Raw genomic sequence first — 18,356 nt, 5'->3', positions numbered from 1 at the left:
AATGAATTACAAGAAGTAAAACTCGTGTCTGACAATTATAAAAAAATTCAACGTCTGGGATTTAAAAAATGGTCCGATAGCCATCCAGGTCAAAAAGCACAATGTTGTTATATTTAAAGCATATAATTATAAAATCATTTCTGTAGCACGCACTATTATATCGACCATAGCAGGCTTGCTCCCTTTTCTCTGGAATGGACCAAATGAGGTTTTTTGGTTTTCTTTTGCCGTAGGGTCTATTGGCGGACTATATTTTCATTTGTTGGAATATTAATTTACCTGCCCGTGTTCATTATTGATTTAGACCATGATAAAAAAATCTGACCAAAACAAGCAGGCCACCCAATGATTATCTGTTACAAACGCACCGCTTCCTTAAGAGATTCCTTAAGAAAACTTCCGCAAAGGCTTTAGACCAAAATAAAGACCACATTTTTGGTAGTGAACACCCCCTTAGAACAGATCTTTTTATTTGTATTAAATGTCTTTTTATTTCTTGATTCTAATGCAGCTTTGAAAAATTTGAAGCTGGTGCTTTCGCTTATTGGCAGTATTGACGAATGTGAAAGATCACTATCATAATCAAGATTAATCAATTGCTTCGCATATCAGTTCTCCCAAACAAAACGGGCTCTGCAGCCCCAGCCCCGATAGAAGTGGAAATCCTTTTGTGCCGGGTTTCGGCACAAAAGATTGCAACGTATAGCGGGAAAAGCTCCTAAAAAACAATATTAAATAGCCCGCTAATTCTCTGCCTTACTTAAAAATAGATACACTATCCTCAAGCTGCTCCCGGGCAATAAAGGCAGTAATAAATTCCTGCACTTCACCGGCTGCTCCCATTTCAATATCAAAGGAATTGATATGAAACTCCTCATCCTTATCCAAAATGTGTATGATCTGAGTATAGCCCCGGGAGATCAGGCTTCCTTTTAATTTAATAATATTGGACTGCTGTTTGCCGTCAAGCTGTTTTCGAACCTTAAGCTTCATCCCCTTTTCCATTGCAATTTAATTTAAATACTACGCTTGCTCTTTGAGACCAAATATAAAAATTATTCATTGATATCTTACCCGGGATTCCATAGAATATACTGATACCTTCATTACTAATTCTCAATCGCTGCGTCTTGCTATTTTTAACATAGGCGGACATTAATCCTTAGTATTTTCAGCCCCGATAATCTTTTAAATCTTTATCGTCCCGATATGGGCCTTAAAGGCAATGCCGTGAGGCGTTATAACCCGAAAACCTCCCTTGTTAGTTGGGTGATTTCTTTATACCCTGTTTTTTTGCACAAACTCTCATGACTATTAAAAAATCCTATATGTATTGGTATTTTTGCGTAGTATTGTAAAACCATTACTCATACAATGCAACGCTATACCTATTAAAGGCAGATATACTGTCAAAAGTATGCAAGTTGGCAGTTAGAAAACAATATCGGAGCGATAATGAAAATAGATAACATAAAAGCATTTGAAGGACAACATTGCGAAACAACAGCAACAGGAACTTTGTTGGGGCAACTTGACATAGAACTTTCCGAGCCTATGCTTTTTGGGCTGGGACAAGGACTCGGATTCATATTCTGGAACATGAAATCCATGGATTTTCCTTTTATTGGCGGAAGGGTAAAACCGGACGTTCTAACTGAAAATATTGCAAGAAATCTAAATCTTGTATTGACGGTCAAAGAAACAGCATCAGCCCAAAAGGCATGGGAGAACGTAAAAGAATTACTTGACAAAGGACAGGCAGTCGGATTAAAATTAGACTGTTTTCATTTGCAATATTTTTCACAGGCATTTCATTTTGCAGGACATTATACTGCAATTTATGGTTATGAAAATGAAAATGCCTTTTTGGTGGACACAAAACAGCAGGGGGGCAAAGTGAAAACAAGCTTGAAAAGTTTGTCGTTAGCCAGAGCAGCAAAAGGTCCAATGTCATCTAAAAACCTGTATTATATTTTGGATAAAACAGACAATAAATTTGATTTAAAAACAGCAGTTTTAACTGCAGTTAAAAATAACGCTGCTGAATATATAAATCCACCTATAACAAATATTGGCTATAAAGGAATTTTAAAAACAAGTACAGAAATAATTAAATGGTTTAAGAGAAGTAAGGATATTGAAAACGACTTTAAAACAGCTGCAATGCTTATGGAAAAGGCAGGTACAGGCGGAGCATTATTTAGAAACCTGTACCGTGATTTTTTAAAAGAAAGTTACGACATGTTTAAATTGTACCAACTCAAATCTGGACATGAGGCGTTTGTGGAAATTGCAGAACTTTGGACTTCAGTTTCGTATTTATTTGAAAAAGTGAGCCAAACCGGCAACTTTAAGTATATTGAGCAGGCATCAAAGATTTTAAAAACCATCTCGGAAAAAGAAAAAAAAATAATGGAAATTTTAGCGACAATAACCCCCGACCAGATATAACAATATACCATCCATCAAATTTTAGCGAGCTGGAAAACCTGTTCTCATATTCCAGATAACAAAGAATTTAACGATCGCTTTTACACTAAAATTCGTTAAATTTCTGATCACTAATTCAAAAAAACAGATAAATGCAGCATTCGCTTTTTGAATATCCCATTCTCTCACAATAAAAAAGATGCCATTTATAGCAATGATGCCAGATAATATATCGAAGCTGCCTTTGAATTTTATCTTCTCATTGAACTTTCATCAGTAATAGGATCTAAAAATATTTGACCATTTTCAAAAAGAAAAAGCAAAGCATCCAGCACCATAGCCTGATTTTCCCTTTCGGCAGCAATATATGATTCAGCATGAGTTAATTCTGAGAGTGGAAAAACCATATTGGTTAATTTTTCAAGACTGTAAATTTTGTTATAATTCTCAGCGAGAATGCAGATGATCTTTTCATGTAATCCTAACCCTGGCATATTAGTTATTTTAAAGTTGCTATCGTGTAATATAAATACAGGAACAGCAATAGTTACTTTATCTTTAGTATTTGAAGGTCTGACATATTAGTATAACTACAAGCAGCTAGCAAAATTCTTGAAAGACAAAACTTTTTATTATTCCCTAAAAATTATATTTTTATGATTTTTGAAATAAAATACAGGTAAAATACGTATTTCTGAGAGAACGTTAGTTGTGCACCAAAAACTATATTATAAAACCTGTTTTTTGCATAGCTTCGTTAACTTGTTGGGCCGGAATTCCTGCCACTCTCAATCAGCCGCCCTTCATTACTGGTACCAACGTTCCGGTTGCAGATGCATGGTAATATATAAATATAGTTTAAGATCAACACATCCGCCACAATTAATATTTGTTTTTGTACTAAAGACTTTCTTCCAATTTCCAAATACAGCGGTTACAAACGATTTTTTTTTCAGTAAGCATTTATCATTGTACTTCACATCTAAAAAAGACTAATCTAAAACCCTGAAACAAATTTATACGTGCTTTTTCTTCAAATTTCCAATTGGTAAGTAATACAGCAGACCAATTCCTATCAGAAATAATATCAATGACGCAATAAATGCAGGAATAAGGATTTCTTTATTGTTATCCAAAGCATTGTTCAAGGCCGCATACAACAACCAAATTTGAATAGTCACATTTAGTATTAATATAAAAATAATGGTTGAAAGTATCGCGTTTAACTTATTGGGGTTGGCCTGATTCTGACCAGTTCTAAAAGTACTCATGGTTCTTAATTTTACGAATTTATCCTACTTTTTCTTCCAGATTTTCCGATGCCTTTACATAAATAGCATTTTCTTTAAAAAAAACCTGCAGTTTAGGCAACGCCCTGGGCGGTGGTCCGGCAATAACATCTCCGGTTTGGGCGTCAAAAGAGCCTTCGTGGCATGGACAATGAATAATTCCGGTACCGGGCTTGTAAAAGACAGAGCAGGAAAGATGGGTACATTTTTGTTCATACGCTTTGAACTCTCCCGTCTCCAGATGAATCAATATATAGGGGATTGTACTTCCTTTTATCACAAATGCGCGTGTACCGCCTACCGGCACCTCTTCTTTTTTACAGACAAAGTGCTCTCCATCCAGTTCATCTTTTGGAAATAGGTGCGCTTTGGCTGCCACCAGGCCGCTTCCAACCATTAATCCTCCTGATACCAGTGTAAGGAATTTGGCAAAATCACGACGGCTCACATTGGTTGCCTGTTGTTTTTCGATTGGAAAATCCTTCTTCCAATTTTTATTTAAATTATCTTCTTTAGACATGAATTCTAATAAATTATTAATTGATTACTGCCTTTGGGCATCATAATATTAACTTTTGTGTTCACTACCTCTTCTCCGAAAAGAAATGTATTTACAGGCGAACTATTTGGGCGCATTTCCTGTATTTCCTCTCTGGTGCCATAAAACAAGGCCCCGCTTGGACAAACCGTAGCACACATTGGCTTTTTGCCCACGCTGGTTCTGTCGTAGCACATCGTACATTTCATCATCAAATCGTAGGACTCTTCTTTTTTAGGCACGCCAAATGGACACGCCATGACACAGTTGGAACAACCAATACATCTTTCGGTATTTGCCGTATGGACAATTCCGAATTCGTCCTTTGAAATAGCATCAGCAGGACATACATTTGCACAAACAGGATCTTCACAATGCATACACACCTGAACGGTAGTCTGTACAGTTGAAGCCCGATCAACATAATTTACGTGAATTAAGGATTCCTGACCGTTAGTTTCGCATTCAGCACAGGCCATCTCGCAGGCTTTACAGCCAATGCACCGTTGCATATCTACAAAAAACTCTTCATTTTTATTAAAATTGGTATAATTCATTTTTTGTTTTTACAGGTTAAATACTAGCATAAGCCATAGATTCGCTCGAAGCTGGCGCTATTTCACGCAATGGCTCCAGATGGCAGGCACAAACTTTGAACTCCGGGATTTTAGAAATAGCATCCAATGTTCCGGGGGTCAACTGGTTCGCTGATTTTTTCCCAGACCAGTGGTAGGGTATGAAAACCGTATCTTCGCGAATCGTTTCGACAATATTTGCAGGAAAAATGCCTTCACCACGCCGGGTAGTCACTTTTATTAATTCCCTTTGTTTGATGCCGTATTGTTGGGCTAAATTTGGATGAATTTCCAATAAAGGTTCCGGATACTGATCGACCAATTTTCCAATTCTTCGTGTTTGTGTACCACTCAGATATTGTGAAACCACACGTCCTGTGGTCAAAATTATTGGGTAATCAGCATTTGGAACTTCACCCGGGAGCTTGTAGGGGGCGGGATTAAAATGCGCCCTTTGATCTGCTGTCTTAAATTTTTTATCCTCCCACAGCCGAGGTGTTCCGGGATGTCCTATTTCCGGGCACGGCCAAAAAACACCCATTTCGTCTTCAATCCTTTGGTAGGTAATTCCATAATAATCAGCAGTTCCTCCTTTTGAGGCTACACGCAATTCATTAAAAACGGCTTCACTGCTATCATAGGTAAATTTATCCTGTACGCCTAATCGTTTGGCTAATTCCAATATAATGGAAGTATCGGTTCTGGCGTCTCCCGGAGGCGTTACTGCCTGGCGGATGCGGATCACACGCCCTTCTGCCGAAGTGGTTGTCCCTTCTTCTTCTTCCTGCAGTGAACCTGCCAAAACGATGTCGGCATGACGGGCCGTTTCGTTTAAGAAAAAGTCAATGCAAACATAAAATTCCAACTTTTCTAAAGCCTCCCGAACGTAGTTGCTGTTGGGCAATGAAACTAGCGGATTGAAACAAATAGACAATAGCCCTTTGATCTCCCCACGATGAATGGCTTCGATTATTTCATAAGCCGATAAACCTTTTCCTGGCATATCTTTCTCATTAATACCCCAAACCTCTGCGATATATTCACGATGCTCCGGATTTTCAATATCCCTATTGCCTGGTAACTGGTCGCATTTATGACCGTGCTCTCTACCACCTTGCCCATTTCCCTGACCTGTAATAGTGGCGTAACCGCAATATGGCTTACCAATTCTTCCTGTTGCCAAAACCAGATTTATGCAGCCCAAAACATTATCTACACCTTTGGAGTGATGTTCAATTCCGCGGGCATGAAGTAAAAAGCTTGTTTTGGCACTGCCCCATAATTGGGCTGCCTGCTGAATTTTTTCTTTTTTAATCCCTGTAACTTCTTCTGCCCATTCCAGGGTATATTCTTTTACGGCCTCTATGGTCTGCTGAAAACCTGATGTATGGTTAGCAATAAAATCGTGATCCAGCATATCATGATCCACCAAATATTTCAGCATAGCGCCATATAAAGCCGAATCTGTTCCGGGACGAACATCCAAATGAATGTCGGCTGTTCTGGCCAATGGAATCATTCTCGGATCAATTACTATCAATTTAGCGCCACGGTCTCTGGCCTTCCAAATCCAGTGGGTTAATGTTGGGAAAGTTTCACTAATATTGGCTCCGGCCACAATAATTACTTCTGCATATTCCAGATCCGAATAGTTATTTGAACCCCTATCCAGGCCAAACGCTTTCTTATTTCCCGCCCCTGCACTTACCATACACAAGCGTCCATTATAATCCAAATTTTTCGTTTTTAAAGCTACACGGGCAAACTTGCCCATCAAATAACTTTTTTCATTGGTAAGGGAAACCCCCGAGAGGACCGAGAATGCATCATTCCCATATTTTTCCTGAATTCTTTTGATTTCAGAAACTGTTTTTCCCATGGCCTCATCCCAGGATGCCGGTACAAATCCTTGCCCTTCCACCCTTTTGAGCGGGGACAAAAGACGATCCGGATGATTGTTCTGTAAATAGCGCTGGACTCCTTTGGGGCACAATCGCCCTTCATTGAACGGAAATTCCATCCAGGGTTCAAAGCCTACTACTTTATTGTCTTTTACCGATAATTGAATCCCGCACTGCATCCCGCAAAAACAACAATGTGTTTTTACCAACTCATCTGGTTCATCCCTGCCTTCATAACCATCTTTAGGTGTGTAATTTTTATGAGGGCCAAACTGCGTGATAATGTTTTGTTCTGAAACAGGTAATTTTGCCATGTTTTATATTTTTAACCGATACGATAAAAAAATCGTCAGGTTGTTTTTAAATTTTAATTCGACTTTAAAAAAATTAACCAAATAAATTTCCGCCTTCCAGTCGGGCTTTCAGGTGGGCTTGTGCCAAACGGGATCTTTTTCCTTCAGGGCTTAAATCCAAGTGTGATGTTCCGTCCGGCCTGTCAAAATTAAAGCCCAATTCCTTAGTTACTGTTTTAAGATCTTTTATATGCAAATTGGTAGCGAATTCTTCTCCGGTGTGCTCACAAACTGCCATGCCCATTTTCATTCCCTGCTTTTTATATATATGTGCCCCAATTTGTGCCGGGCGCTGAATGATATGGAAAAACTTTCCAAATGGAATCCATATTAAGAACATAATTACTGTTACAGCATGCAAAACAGCTAGAAAATCAAATGCAAAACCTTTCATAAACTGATAGGAATACGTTAATCCAAGTCCGGTAGCAGAAATAGCAATCAATAAAATAAGGGGTAATAAATCACCTTCAAAAGTTTGAGTAGCGATCAAACCCGGATTGGTCAAACGTCGTCTTAGATAATATAATGAACCTAATATAACCAGGTAAGACGACCAGTTCAAAGCATGAAAAGTCAGGAAGGCCATAATGGAACCCAATTCAAAGTCCATGACCTTGAAACCAAAAAAGTGCGCTTCATAGACCGATATTGAGTTTGGAGCCATGGTAAAATGGATCCATCCAAAAGTTAAAGGTATGGTAATTAAAAAAGCGGAGGTACAGCCTATGGCAATCAAAAAATGAGCCATCCAACGGTATTTTCCACGTGGATAAATAAACTTCTGGAAAGCAATATTTTCAATAGTCTCTTTTGAAGCGAACCAAAAGTGCGAAAATACTTTACCGGTAAACAAATAGCTAACCCCTCTTTTGAAATAAATCCAGGTAGGCGGTCTTTGCAGCCAAACAGAGTAGCGGTACACAATACCAAAAAAAGCAAACACAGTCCCAAATAAATACGTAATTAATGCAGCATCAAAATTTTGCAGTTTTCTGGATCCATAAAAAACTAATATGATCATTAGCACGGACATGGAGGTGGCAATAAGTAAAGCTTTAATATTGTAGTTTCTATCTTTCATTTTAAATTATATTACATCAGTTGACTTTTAAATTCTAATTACAAAGAATAACTGTTAATTCTCAAATTACAATCCGTACCATACATAAGGACCGGTATTACTTTTAGACTGCTTATAAAAAATAGCGCTTCAAAATGTTTAAATATTAAAGAAGGTTAATTTACAAAAAAAAAGGAAAAGGCAAATCGATTTCAAGACCAATTGAGTAATTCCTTTCTAATTTATAATAAAAATTAATAATACTTTTTATTTGATCGCTATTGTACAACATCTTTTCTATCCATATCCTGAGCAAATTCAGGCAGTTTTTCTGTAGTCACTTTTACAATAACCCGGTGCATCCAAATCAAGCATGTAATTGACAAGGCGAAGATAAAGAACCATGAACTGGTCCAGAATCCAGTAAAAGCAAGCAGGTATCCGAAAACAATAGGTCCAATAAATCCTCCCAAGCCACCAATCATACCTACCATTCCTCCGATTACTCCTACCTGATTCGGGAAGTACTCCGGAATATGTTTGTAAACTGCTGCCGAACCAATGCCCCAGCAGGCACCAATTAAAATGACCAACGTAAGGTAAACCCACATATTGGCCTCAAAATGAATTTGTGTTATTCCATCTGCTATTAATTCTTTTTTCTGGACTTTTTGATTTTCTGCTACAACAACTTCCTGCCATGTTTTTTTAGAAGGAAAAAACGCATTGTGCCCAGCATTAGCATCTTCTGGAGTAAGCAAATATTCTTTTTCCCCGATCACTATCTTAGATGGTGATACTTGTGTAACAGTTCCAGCTTTTGCTGCCATTAAGCCGCTACCCGAAGTAGTAATATTCATTTTTGGAAATAAAAGCAGGAAACTCAATACCACAGAAGTACTCAATACCCAATACATCACTTTTCTTGCTCCAAATTTATCGGATAAAAATCCTCCAAAAGCACGAATAACACCAGCTGGTAAACTAAAACAGGTAGTAAACAGCCCTCCTAAAATTAAAGTAGTATGATAAACATTCATAAAATTAGGCAACAACCATTGGGAAAATGATACAAACGAACCAAATAGCAAAAAATAATAGGTTCCAAAACGCCACACACGCACCTCTTTAAGGGGCTGCAAAAGTTCTTTGACTGTTTTTGCCTTTGTTTCAATTTTTTTAGTTTTCGAAAAAAGAATAAAAACAATCCCCATGGTCAGCAATACTACACCGTAAATAACAGGCAAATATTTCCAGCCATTTACGGGATCAGACTCTGAAAAGTATTTCAGCATACTTGGGGCTATAAAAGGAGTGATAGAAGCTCCTGCAGTACCCATTCCGAACATTCCTAAGGCACGTCCCTGCCATTCCTTAGGATACCATAATGAAGTATAGGCCACACCAACGGCAAAACTTGTTCCCACCATTCCGAACATAAAACTCAATAGGGCAAACATCCAGAAATTAGCAGCAAAAGGAAGCAAAAACAAAGGAATGGATGCCAAAACCAGTAAAGCAGAATAGACCACGCGGCCTCCATATTTGTCTGTTAATATCCCCATTGGTAATCGCATAAGAGAGCCTGTAAGTATTGGAATTCCCAATAGCCACCCGATCTGAACTACATTCCAATCAAAAATTTCCTGATCAACTAAAAAAGTGACTAAAACACCATTTAAAGTCCAGCAGGCAAAACAGACCGCAAAAGCGAGTGTGTTTAAAAATAATATTCTGTGTGATTGCGATAAATTGCTCATACTTGCTTTAATTAATTCTTAAACAAAGATAAAATAGTCCGTAATCCTAAAACATGATATAAATCATTTATTGGTGTCAAGTTAGAATAATCAGAAAGTTAAGATGAAATTAATAAAAATAAGCCATAAAACTTTGTATTTCACAAAATCAAGCAAAAAAACCTGATTACTGCTACGATAAGCCGGCAATGCAAAACGTTCTGGATAATACTATTTTAGAGGGCTGGAACCGAATTAAAAAGTACTTTTATACGCAATAATCTGAGTATTTACATTAAGCATTACCCAAGCCTACTTGTTAATGTGATCAGCGTCGCCCTCTTTCAATCTTTCCATGGTATCGGTAGCAAACATGGGGGAATAACCCAATTATATTACAAATTTACGGACTCAATAGCCAAATGTAAAATCGGTTATAAGGAAAAAGTTACTGTATCTTTTGAGCCTCTTCAATAATATTTTTAATAGTTGCCTGAGAATTTACACCCAAACCTTCTTGCTGAAATTTTAATTCTCCTTGGGCATTAAAAACACTTATAATGTTAGAATGAGAAAAATCTAAAGGGGCAATTTTCTTATAATTTACCGCCAGAACGGCGGCAAACTCTCGGGTATTTTCTTCTGTGGATCTCAGAAATTCCCATTGATCCCCATCCATTTTATTTGCAATAGCAAAATCTTTTAAACGTTTTGGAGTGTCTGTTTTAGGATCAATACTAATTAAGACTAATTTTACATTTGGTTTGATATTGTCGGGCAAACGAGATTCTATATTCCGCATGTCGGCCACTAATCTGGGACAAGCTGCTTTGCAGGAAGTATAAATCATTACCATAACAAGTACTTTCCCTTTTAAATCTTTCATTTCAAGATTTTGCCCATTTTGATTGGTCCATTTTGAAGGCAGGTTGTATATGGATAGATCTGAAACCGGTTTTTCTTCGGATTTTTTATTAGTGGTACATCCCCGTAAAACTAAAAGGATTAATGTTAATCCCAGAAACAGTTTTTTCATTATTTTAAAATATTAATGGATTAGAACCTATTTAAATTTTAGCGCATCGAAAACCAAGATTCCTGGTAGTGTAATTGGCCTTCAGGCTGCCTCTAAAAGCATAACGCATAAAAGCCGCATAATTCATTAAATCGGTAGCGTTTACAGATCCGCTTCCGCAAAAGAGTTTATTATCAGTGGCCTTATCTTTTCTGGACTCGCCCGAAAGAAATATACTATTGAAATCTCCTGTCCATTCCCAAACTAATCCATGCATATCATATACTCCCCAATAATTCCTGAAGGTTTGACCTATAGGGTTTAGGTAAGTTTTTGGTTTCTCATACCATGACATAATATATTTATTGAATTCTTTTTTAGAACGGGCATCAATACGTTTTTCATCGGCCATGGCTACATATTCCCATTCGTCCATTGTCGGCAGTCTTTTGCCTTGGCATTCGCAATATTTTCTGGCAGCAAACCAGGAAATATTGGTTACCGGAGCATTGTTTAAATTCTTTGAACCATAATCAAAATCACTTACCCACTGTGCCAGATAACTTTTATCAGCAAAAATACCTTTGATTTTAGAACGACTATAGCCGGGATTTTTTTTGACAAAAACAAGAAATTGTTTATTGGTAACCGGATACACATCAATATTAAACGAGGTTATGTTGACCGGTTTTTCAGAAGTACCACCATATAGGGGTACAAAACTGCCCCCCTTTATGGATGCCATTTTTTCTTCTTGGGCAAAAAGAGAACTTAAACAGAGTATAAATAGGACTGGTATTGTTTTAAATACGGCCATCTCTTACTTTTTTTGATTTATTTTAATGTTCCTGTGTTAGTTTTGGTGCTGGTTTGGCTCTAACAGCTTTGACTTTTTCTGGCGTTATAACTGTTTTATTGTTACCCCAACTGTTGTAGACATAAGTCAGAACATCCGCTACTTGTTCGTCAGTTAGGTTTTGACTGGTCATCACATTATTGAATTTCTTGCCATTAACAGTGATTTCGCCGCTTAATCCGTGCAATACTGCTCCAATAGCCCTGTCTGGATTAGCATTCAGGTAATCTGATTTTGATAATGGTGGAAAAGCATTGGCAATACCCTGGCCGTCAGATTGGTGACAGGCATAACAGGTTCTGTCAAATAATTCTTTACCTGATTTAATTTGTTCACCAACAGTCTTTGCAACAGTGCTTTTCGGAACCGCTTTTCCTTTGGGCATACCTTGAATTGTTCCGCCTTCGGGTAAATAAATCCCATCTTGTATGGTTCCAGAATATACTTTTTTATTTTCCTCGCCTTCAACTCTCAGCATTCCAATTGCCCCTTTATTAAAGGCTCTGAAAATCGAATGATCCACTAATATAAAAGTTCCGGGAACATCTACTTTAAACTCTACAATGGCTGAGCCTCCTGCAGGTATTAAAGTAGTTTGTACGTTTTCGTTGATCATATCTCCCCCTTCAATATGCACTTTGTCGAAAATTTCTCCAATAACATGGAAAGAAGACACTAAATTCGGGCCTCCGTTGCCCATATAAATACGTACAGTTTCTCCAACCTTGGCCGTTAAAGCCTTATCTCCGGCAATAGATCCAACTTTTCCATTGAAAACCACATAATCGGCTTGTTCCTTAATGGCTTTATCCATATCAAAAGGTTGAGAGCCCTGCTCTCCATAACTTCCTTTAGTGTAAAAATCACCTTGCATGATGTAATATTCTTTATCAACAGGTGGTAAACCTCCTTCTGGTTCAACCAAAATCAACCCATACATTCCGTTTGCAATGTGCATCCCAACTGGTGCTGTAGCACAATGATAAACGTATAAACCTGGATTTAAGGTTTTAAAACTAAACACTTTTTCGTGTCCTGGTGCAACCAAAGATGAAGTAGCTCCCCCTCCTGGTCCGGTTACAGCATGTAAATCAATATTATGCGGCATTTTGTTATCAGGATGGTTTTTTAAGTGGAATTCTACTTCATCACCAACCCTGGTTCTGATAAAACTTCCAGGCACAGAACCGCCAAAAGTCCAATAGGTATATTTCACGCCATCTACCATTTCTCCTTCAATTTCTTTAATTTCCATGTTGACCACTAATTTTGTAGCTTCACGGTCTCCTACTGCTTTCGGAACAAACGGAGGCACCGTGAGTTCGGCAGTTTGCTGCCCTTTGGCCTCAATATTTTGATAATTTTTTGCTTCATCGCTTCCTCTTTTGCAAGAAAAAAATCCGACTAAAACAAGCAACATTATAAAAAACCCCCTTATTTGTCTGTTTAATTTAACACTGGTTTTCATATTATTTTGGTTTGAAATTTATAGTGTAAAAATAAAGGATAAAAATATCCTTTATTATGATATTTGTCATATTCACTATTTTTAAAAAACTCCAAGAGAAAAGATATTTACAGCTGACTATTTTCCTTTAAAAATAAAAATGGTTAAGGTCACTTTAAAAAAATATTTAAAAAAATGCAGTCTTATGATTTAAATCATATTCTGCATTTTATAATTATACGAATTTTACAATATCAAATAATACATTAAATAATAATAAGACAACTGGATAACAAAATAAATGATGAAGTGTGTTTAATTAAAAGATAAAATACTCTTTTATTAAGATAATCATCGTTTAATCATTTACAAATTATAATCTAAATAAAAATTATGGAAACTTTAGAACAAATTACAATCGGAGAATACGTGGCAAAAGATTTTAGAACAGCAGCCTTGTTCTCAAAATACGGAATAGATTTTTGCTGTAACGGAAACAGAAGCATTGAAGAAGCCTGCCAGAAAAAAGCAGTGACTGCAGATGTTTTATTACAGGAAATTGAAACAGTTCTATCATCAAAAAGCGATTCAGGAATTGATTACAATGCCTGGCCGATTGATTTATTGGCTGATTATATTGAAAAAACGCATCACAGATATGTATCAGAAAAAACACCAATACTACTGCAGTTTTTAGATAAGCTCAGCAGAGTACATGGCGCAAAACATCCTGAACTATTATTAATAAATGAGCTTTTTAAAGGCTGCGCAGGAGAATTGGCACAACATATGAAAAAAGAAGAGCTGATTTTGTTCCCATTTATAAAAAAAATGGTTCATGCTACTCTATCTGATGAATTAATTGAGCTGCCTCATTTTGAAACCATTCAAAATCCAATTGCTATGATGATGCACGAGCACGACGCCGAAGGTGTCCGTTTTAGAAAAATAGCAGAATTAACTAACAATTATACACCGCCAGCTGATGGCTGTAATACTTATAAAGTTACGTTTGCAATGCTAGAAGAATTTGAGCAGGATTTGCATAAACACATTCATTTGGAGAATAATATTTTATTTCCAAAAGCTGCCAAACTTGAAAAAGACTTTACAGCTCAATAATAAGTAGCTTTCAATCACTAAGAACCAACAACTATGGAAAATTATGTCATCAAAAGAAGTGGAAATTATCAGCCATTCGAAAGCTATAAGATCAAAGATGCAATTGAAAAAACTTTTCAGAGCGTCTCTATAGTTGTTGACGAAAGTGTTTTTGAAAGTGTGGCTATACAACTCGAAAACAAAGAAGTATGGTCTGTTGAAGAAATTCAGGATGTAATCGAAAAAAAATTATTCGATAAAAACCATTTTGATGCCATGCGCTCCTTTATGCTATACCGACACACCAGAAAGCTGCAACGCGAACATCTTGAAGGATTGAATGATGATACAACTTATGTCGACAGCACCCAAACGATTGAAGAATACATACAACAAACAGATTGGCGGATCAACGCCAACGCCAACACCTCTTATTCGAACGCAGGATTGGTTAGCAATGTAGCAGGAAAAGTTATCGCAAATTATTGGCTGGATAAAGTGTATTCTAAAGAAGAAGGCTATGCACACCGCAATGGTGATATTCACATTCACGATTTGGATTGCCTGACGGGCTATTGTGCGGGTTGGAGTTTGCGTGTTTTGTTAAATGAAGGTTTCAATGGAGTCAGAGGCCGGGTGGAAAGCAAACCGCCATCTCATTTTAGGGAAGCTTTAGGACAGATGGCAAATTTTCTGGGGATTTTGCAAAGCGAATGGGCAGGTGCACAAGCCTTTAGTTCTTTTGACACCTATTTGGCTCCTTACGTATTCAAAGACAATCTCCTTTATGATGACGTTTTAAAAGCGGTACGAAGTTTTGTGTACAACCTGAATGTTCCCGCACGCTGGGGACAATCTCCCTTTACTAATATCACTTTAGACTGGGTTGTTCCTGAGGATTTAAAAGCACAAATTCCGACTAAAAATGATTGTCATATTTTTGAAAAGAACAATAGTACAGACCTATTGACAAGGGCTAAAAGCAGAGGAGTTTCTGAAGTTACTAATTTACGATACGAGCATTTTCAAAAAGAAATGAATCTAATCAATAAAGCGTATTATACAGTAATGACAGAAGGTGATGCCAATGGGCAGCCCTTTACCTTCCCTATTCCAACGGTTAATATTACCGAAGAATTTGACTGGGATGGAGAGAACACAAACCTGCTTTTTGAAAACACAGCGAAAATTGGTTCTTCTTATTTTCAAAATTTCATTGGAAGCCAATATGTTTTGGACGAAAATGGCAATCAAATAGAAAATGAAAATGCCTACAAGCCCAATGCTGTTCGCAGTATGTGCTGCCGTTTGCAACTCGATTTGCGCGAACTACTAAAACGTGGAAACGGACTTTTTGGAAGCGCTGAAATGACAGGAAGTATTGGCGTGGTAACTATTAATATGGCTCGTTTAGGTTATTTATTCAAAGGAAACAAAGCAGCTTTATTTCAACAATTGGACAAGCTTTTATTGATTTCCAAATCAACTTTAGAGAAAAAAAGAACTTTTATTCAGGGAATGTACGATCGTGGATTGTATCCCTACACCAAACGGTATTTACAACATTTCAGAAATCACTTTTCAACTATTGGTGTAAACGGAATGAACGAAATGATACAGAATTTTACCCATAATGAAGACGACATAACTTCTGAAACTGGTATTGAACTTGCTTCTGAAATTCTGGAACACATCCGGGACAGAATGAAGCAGTATCAGGAAGAAACTGGAAATCTTTATAATTTAGAAGCCACTCCGGCAGAAGGAACCACATACCGATTTGCCAAAGAGGATAAAAAACGTTTTGACGATATTATTCAGGCGGGAGTAGAAAAAAATATCTACTACACAAATAGTTCACAAATCCCTGTAGATTTTACCCAGGACCCATTTGAAGCTTTGATGCTACAGGACCAATTGCAATGCAAATATACCGGAGGAACTGTTTTGCATTTGTACATGAGCGAAAGAATCAGCTCCCCTGAAGCTTGCAAAAATTTTGTAAAAAAAGTGATTACCCATTTTAAATTGCCTTACATAACAGTAACACCTGTATTTAGTGTTTGTCCTGTTCACGGATACCTGAACGGAGAACACGAGTATTGCCCAAAATGTGATGAGATTATTATAGAAGAAAAAGCGAATTTATTGGGATTTGAAAAATAAGCAACCATAGACAATCCCACAATTCATAATTTAAAAACAGCAAATATGAAACTAACAACCAACGCGATTTTAGAACAAAATCAAGAATTACGCACCAAATGTCTGGTATATACAAGGGTAATGGGCTACCATAGACCAGTAGAGAGTTTTAATATCGGAAAAAAAGGAGAACACAAACAACGAACCCATTTCAATGAAGCAAAATGTTAGTACACCTATTTACAGTATCACGCCTTTCACTTTATTAGATTATCCGCACCGGTCAGCTTGCATTCTTTGGTTTGCAGGCTGTAATATGCGATGCTTATATTGTTATAATCCTGAAATTGTATTTGGAAAGGGAAGTATTTCTTTTGAGAAAGCACTTCAATTTATCAAAAACAGGGTGCAATTGCTAGACGCCGTGGTTTTTAGCGGAGGCGAATGTTTGTTGCACAGAAAAGCCATTTCCTTTATTACAAAAGTCAAAAAAATGGGCTTTTTAATCAAAATTGACACCAATGGCTCGCAAACCAAAGTACTGGAAGAACTGATCCAAAAGGAACTCATTGATTATGTAGCTCTTGATTTTAAGGCAATGCCTGCAAATTTTGAAAAAATTACCCGGTCCAACCTTTTTGTTCCTTTCGCAAAGTCATTACTTTTATTGCTACAAAACAACATACCTTTTGAAGTTCGTACAACAGTGCATTCGGATTTACTAAAGATAGAAGATATCCGGGAAATGATTTCCTTTCTGGAAAATTTGGGATATTCAGGAGCTTATTACATTCAGCATTTTGTTAATGGATCAACAATAGAAAAACTTGGGGAATCTTTTAAAGAATTGGAAAAACATAATCTTGCTACAGAAAAAATTAAAATACATTTTAGAGGGTAGTAATCTGTTTTTTTAAATGCTTTAATCAATTAAATAAATTTAGCCAAATGAAACCCACTTCTCCCATAACGAGGTCTCCGGAATTAAAACCTTTTAGCCACGACCATCATCATGGTTTGCTTCTTTGCTGGAAAATTAAAACCGGAATGGCGAAAAATATCGAACTTCCCCACATCAGAAAATACGTGGATTGGTTTTATGAAACGCATTTAAAAGGACATTTTCTATTGGAGGAAAAATACATCTTCCCAATTTTAGAACCTGATAACCAACTCGTAATACAAGCACTCAAAGAACATAGAGCGCTAAGGAAACTATTCGAAACTGCTTGGGATCTGGAAGCAAATTTAAAAAGTATTGAAAAAGAATTAGACCTTCATATTCGTTTTGAAGAACGTATTTTATTTGCTGAAATTCAAAAAGCTGCCACAAAAGAACAATTAAAAAAAATAGAAGAGATACATTCCAAGGAAGCTTTTATAGACAATGAAGATGCTGATTTTTGGAGCTAAAATTTGACAAAATGAAAAAAATAAAACTAGTATTATTTTTATTGGCCATTGTATCTATCGGATCATGCCAAAAAAACAAAGAAGATAAAATAGCTAAAGAAGCTGATGAAATAAATTCAGTTTCGGAAAAAAATATCGAAACACCCGCAAAAGTGAGCCTGCACAAAGGACAATTATGGGTAGCCAACGCAGAAACTACTGAAGGGATTACTACTTTACAAAAAATAATTCTGGAATCAGGTCAAGAAGAAAGCGCATCGGTTTTGAAAGAGAAACTGAACTTTGAATTTGCCTTGATTCTAAAAAAATGTACAATGAAAGGTGAAGCCCATAATCAGTTACACAACTATCTGATTCCGTTAAAGTTAAAAATAAATAATCTGGAGGATTCAAATAAAGATGAAATAAAGAAAGAGATTATTGTCTATTTAGAGCAATATTCGCTATTTTTTATTTAAAGCATAAACACACTTTTTAGTATCAAGAATTAA

Annotated in this window: 16 protein-coding genes and 1 pseudogene; 6 read left to right on the top strand and 11 right to left on the bottom strand. The window is 36.8% G+C overall.

Annotation, left to right across the window (positions count from 1 at the left end; translation table 11 throughout):
* Positions 1 to 756: 756 nt before the first annotated feature.
* Entirely contained in the window at positions 757 to 1,005 is a 249-nt protein-coding gene (locus tag JOD96_RS07765; RefSeq protein ID WP_209562661.1) for a hypothetical protein, read from the bottom strand.
* 450 nt (positions 1,006 to 1,455) lie between these two features.
* Here JOD96_RS07765 and JOD96_RS07760 point away from each other — a divergent pair, with 450 nt between their 5' ends.
* A complete protein-coding gene (locus JOD96_RS07760; protein WP_209563710.1) occupies positions 1,456 to 2,451 on the top strand; it encodes a BtrH N-terminal domain-containing protein in 996 nt (331 codons plus the stop codon).
* Positions 2,452 to 2,681: 230 nt separating this feature from the next.
* Here JOD96_RS07760 and JOD96_RS07755 read toward each other — a convergent pair whose 3' ends face one another.
* The 10 genes from JOD96_RS07755 to nirK form a co-directional block, all read right to left on the bottom strand.
* A complete protein-coding gene (locus tag JOD96_RS07755; protein ID WP_209563709.1) occupies positions 2,682 to 2,924 on the bottom strand; it encodes a hypothetical protein in 243 nt (80 codons plus the stop codon).
* A 522-nt stretch (positions 2,925 to 3,446) separates the two neighbouring features.
* A complete protein-coding gene (locus JOD96_RS07750) occupies positions 3,447 to 3,701 on the bottom strand; it encodes a DUF6755 family protein (RefSeq protein WP_209563708.1) in 255 nt (84 codons plus the stop codon).
* Positions 3,702 to 3,720: 19 nt separating this feature from the next.
* Entirely contained in the window at positions 3,721 to 4,239 is a 519-nt protein-coding gene (locus tag JOD96_RS07745) for a ubiquinol-cytochrome c reductase iron-sulfur subunit (protein ID WP_209563707.1), read from the bottom strand.
* Between the two features lie 5 nt (positions 4,240 to 4,244).
* On the bottom strand, positions 4,245 to 4,814 hold the full coding sequence (locus JOD96_RS07740) for a 4Fe-4S dicluster domain-containing protein (RefSeq protein ID WP_209563706.1): 570 nt from the start codon (positions 4,812 to 4,814) through the stop codon (positions 4,245 to 4,247).
* A gap of 16 nt (positions 4,815 to 4,830) precedes the next feature.
* On the bottom strand, positions 4,831 to 7,047 hold the full coding sequence (locus JOD96_RS07735) for a molybdopterin oxidoreductase family protein (RefSeq protein ID WP_209563705.1): 2,217 nt from the start codon (positions 7,045 to 7,047) through the stop codon (positions 4,831 to 4,833).
* A 73-nt stretch (positions 7,048 to 7,120) separates the two neighbouring features.
* Positions 7,121 to 8,170, bottom strand: a complete 1,050-nt coding sequence (locus JOD96_RS07730) for an MFS transporter (RefSeq protein ID WP_209563704.1) — start codon at positions 8,168 to 8,170, stop codon at positions 7,121 to 7,123.
* Between the two features lie 257 nt (positions 8,171 to 8,427).
* Positions 8,428 to 9,909, bottom strand: a complete 1,482-nt coding sequence (locus tag JOD96_RS07725; protein WP_209563703.1) for an MFS transporter — start codon at positions 9,907 to 9,909, stop codon at positions 8,428 to 8,430.
* A 427-nt stretch (positions 9,910 to 10,336) separates the two neighbouring features.
* Complete coding sequence (locus JOD96_RS07720) at positions 10,337 to 10,924, bottom strand: SCO family protein (protein ID WP_209563702.1); 588 nt, start codon at positions 10,922 to 10,924, stop codon at positions 10,337 to 10,339.
* A gap of 31 nt (positions 10,925 to 10,955) precedes the next feature.
* On the bottom strand, positions 10,956 to 11,720 hold the full coding sequence (locus JOD96_RS07715) for a formylglycine-generating enzyme family protein (protein ID WP_209563701.1): 765 nt from the start codon (positions 11,718 to 11,720) through the stop codon (positions 10,956 to 10,958).
* Positions 11,721 to 11,742: 22 nt separating this feature from the next.
* On the bottom strand, positions 11,743 to 13,227 hold the full coding sequence (gene nirK, locus JOD96_RS07710; RefSeq protein ID WP_209563700.1) for a copper-containing nitrite reductase: 1,485 nt from the start codon (positions 13,225 to 13,227) through the stop codon (positions 11,743 to 11,745).
* 372 nt (positions 13,228 to 13,599) lie between these two features.
* Here nirK and ric point away from each other — a divergent pair, with 372 nt between their 5' ends.
* The 5 genes and pseudogenes from ric to JOD96_RS07680 all read left to right on the top strand — a co-directional run bounded on the left by ric (position 13,600) and on the right by JOD96_RS07680 (position 18,323).
* The gene (gene ric / locus JOD96_RS07705; RefSeq protein WP_056205564.1) at positions 13,600 to 14,328 is read left to right on the top strand and encodes an iron-sulfur cluster repair di-iron protein; all 729 of its coding nucleotides are present in this window, start codon (positions 13,600 to 13,602) and stop codon (positions 14,326 to 14,328) included.
* Positions 14,329 to 14,361: 33 nt separating this feature from the next.
* Positions 14,362 to 16,683, top strand: a pseudogene (locus tag JOD96_RS07700) (ribonucleoside triphosphate reductase).
* A complete protein-coding gene (locus JOD96_RS07690) occupies positions 16,667 to 17,353 on the top strand; it encodes an anaerobic ribonucleoside-triphosphate reductase activating protein (RefSeq protein WP_209563697.1) in 687 nt (228 codons plus the stop codon). Before JOD96_RS07700 ends, JOD96_RS07690 begins: the two are co-directional and overlap by 17 nt.
* Positions 17,354 to 17,400: 47 nt before the next feature.
* Positions 17,401 to 17,865, top strand: a complete 465-nt coding sequence (locus JOD96_RS07685; RefSeq protein ID WP_209563696.1) for a hemerythrin domain-containing protein — start codon at positions 17,401 to 17,403, stop codon at positions 17,863 to 17,865.
* Positions 17,866 to 17,876: 11 nt separating this feature from the next.
* Positions 17,877 to 18,323: a hypothetical protein gene (locus tag JOD96_RS07680; protein WP_209563695.1), complete on the top strand. Its 447-nt coding sequence runs from the start codon at positions 17,877 to 17,879 to the stop codon at positions 18,321 to 18,323.
* Positions 18,324 to 18,356 lie beyond the last annotated feature (33 nt).

Source organism: Flavobacterium sp. 1355 (assembly GCF_017833415.1).
GTDB lineage: Bacteria > Bacteroidota > Bacteroidia > Flavobacteriales > Flavobacteriaceae > Flavobacterium.
Note: the sequence above shows the minus strand (reverse complement) of the source record. Positions and strands in the feature narration are given on the sequence as shown.

Bases quoted from the DNA above. Each gene is read 5' to 3' on its own strand.
- JOD96_RS07765 (WP_209562661.1), bottom strand. From the start codon at position 1,005: ATGGAAAAGGGGATGAAGCTTAAGGTTCGAAAACAGCTTGACGGCAAA.
- JOD96_RS07760 (WP_209563710.1), top strand. From the start codon at position 1,456: ATGAAAATAGATAACATAAAAGCATTTGAAGGACAACATTGCGAAACA.
- JOD96_RS07755 (WP_209563709.1), bottom strand. From the start codon at position 2,924: ATGCCAGGGTTAGGATTACATGAAAAGATCATCTGCATTCTCGCTGAG.
- JOD96_RS07750 (WP_209563708.1), bottom strand. From the start codon at position 3,701: ATGAGTACTTTTAGAACTGGTCAGAATCAGGCCAACCCCAATAAGTTA.
- JOD96_RS07745 (WP_209563707.1), bottom strand. From the start codon at position 4,239: ATGTCTAAAGAAGATAATTTAAATAAAAATTGGAAGAAGGATTTTCCA.
- JOD96_RS07740 (WP_209563706.1), bottom strand. From the start codon at position 4,814: ATGAATTATACCAATTTTAATAAAAATGAAGAGTTTTTTGTAGATATG.
- JOD96_RS07735 (WP_209563705.1), bottom strand. From the start codon at position 7,047: ATGGCAAAATTACCTGTTTCAGAACAAAACATTATCACGCAGTTTGGC.
- JOD96_RS07730 (WP_209563704.1), bottom strand. From the start codon at position 8,170: ATGAAAGATAGAAACTACAATATTAAAGCTTTACTTATTGCCACCTCC.
- JOD96_RS07725 (WP_209563703.1), bottom strand. From the start codon at position 9,909: ATGAGCAATTTATCGCAATCACACAGAATATTATTTTTAAACACACTC.
- JOD96_RS07720 (WP_209563702.1), bottom strand. From the start codon at position 10,924: ATGAAAAAACTGTTTCTGGGATTAACATTAATCCTTTTAGTTTTACGG.
- JOD96_RS07715 (WP_209563701.1), bottom strand. From the start codon at position 11,720: ATGGCCGTATTTAAAACAATACCAGTCCTATTTATACTCTGTTTAAGT.
- nirK (WP_209563700.1), bottom strand. From the start codon at position 13,227: ATGAAAACCAGTGTTAAATTAAACAGACAAATAAGGGGGTTTTTTATA.
- ric (WP_056205564.1), top strand. From the start codon at position 13,600: ATGGAAACTTTAGAACAAATTACAATCGGAGAATACGTGGCAAAAGAT.
- JOD96_RS07690 (WP_209563697.1), top strand. From the start codon at position 16,667: ATGAAGCAAAATGTTAGTACACCTATTTACAGTATCACGCCTTTCACT.
- JOD96_RS07685 (WP_209563696.1), top strand. From the start codon at position 17,401: ATGAAACCCACTTCTCCCATAACGAGGTCTCCGGAATTAAAACCTTTT.
- JOD96_RS07680 (WP_209563695.1), top strand. From the start codon at position 17,877: ATGAAAAAAATAAAACTAGTATTATTTTTATTGGCCATTGTATCTATC.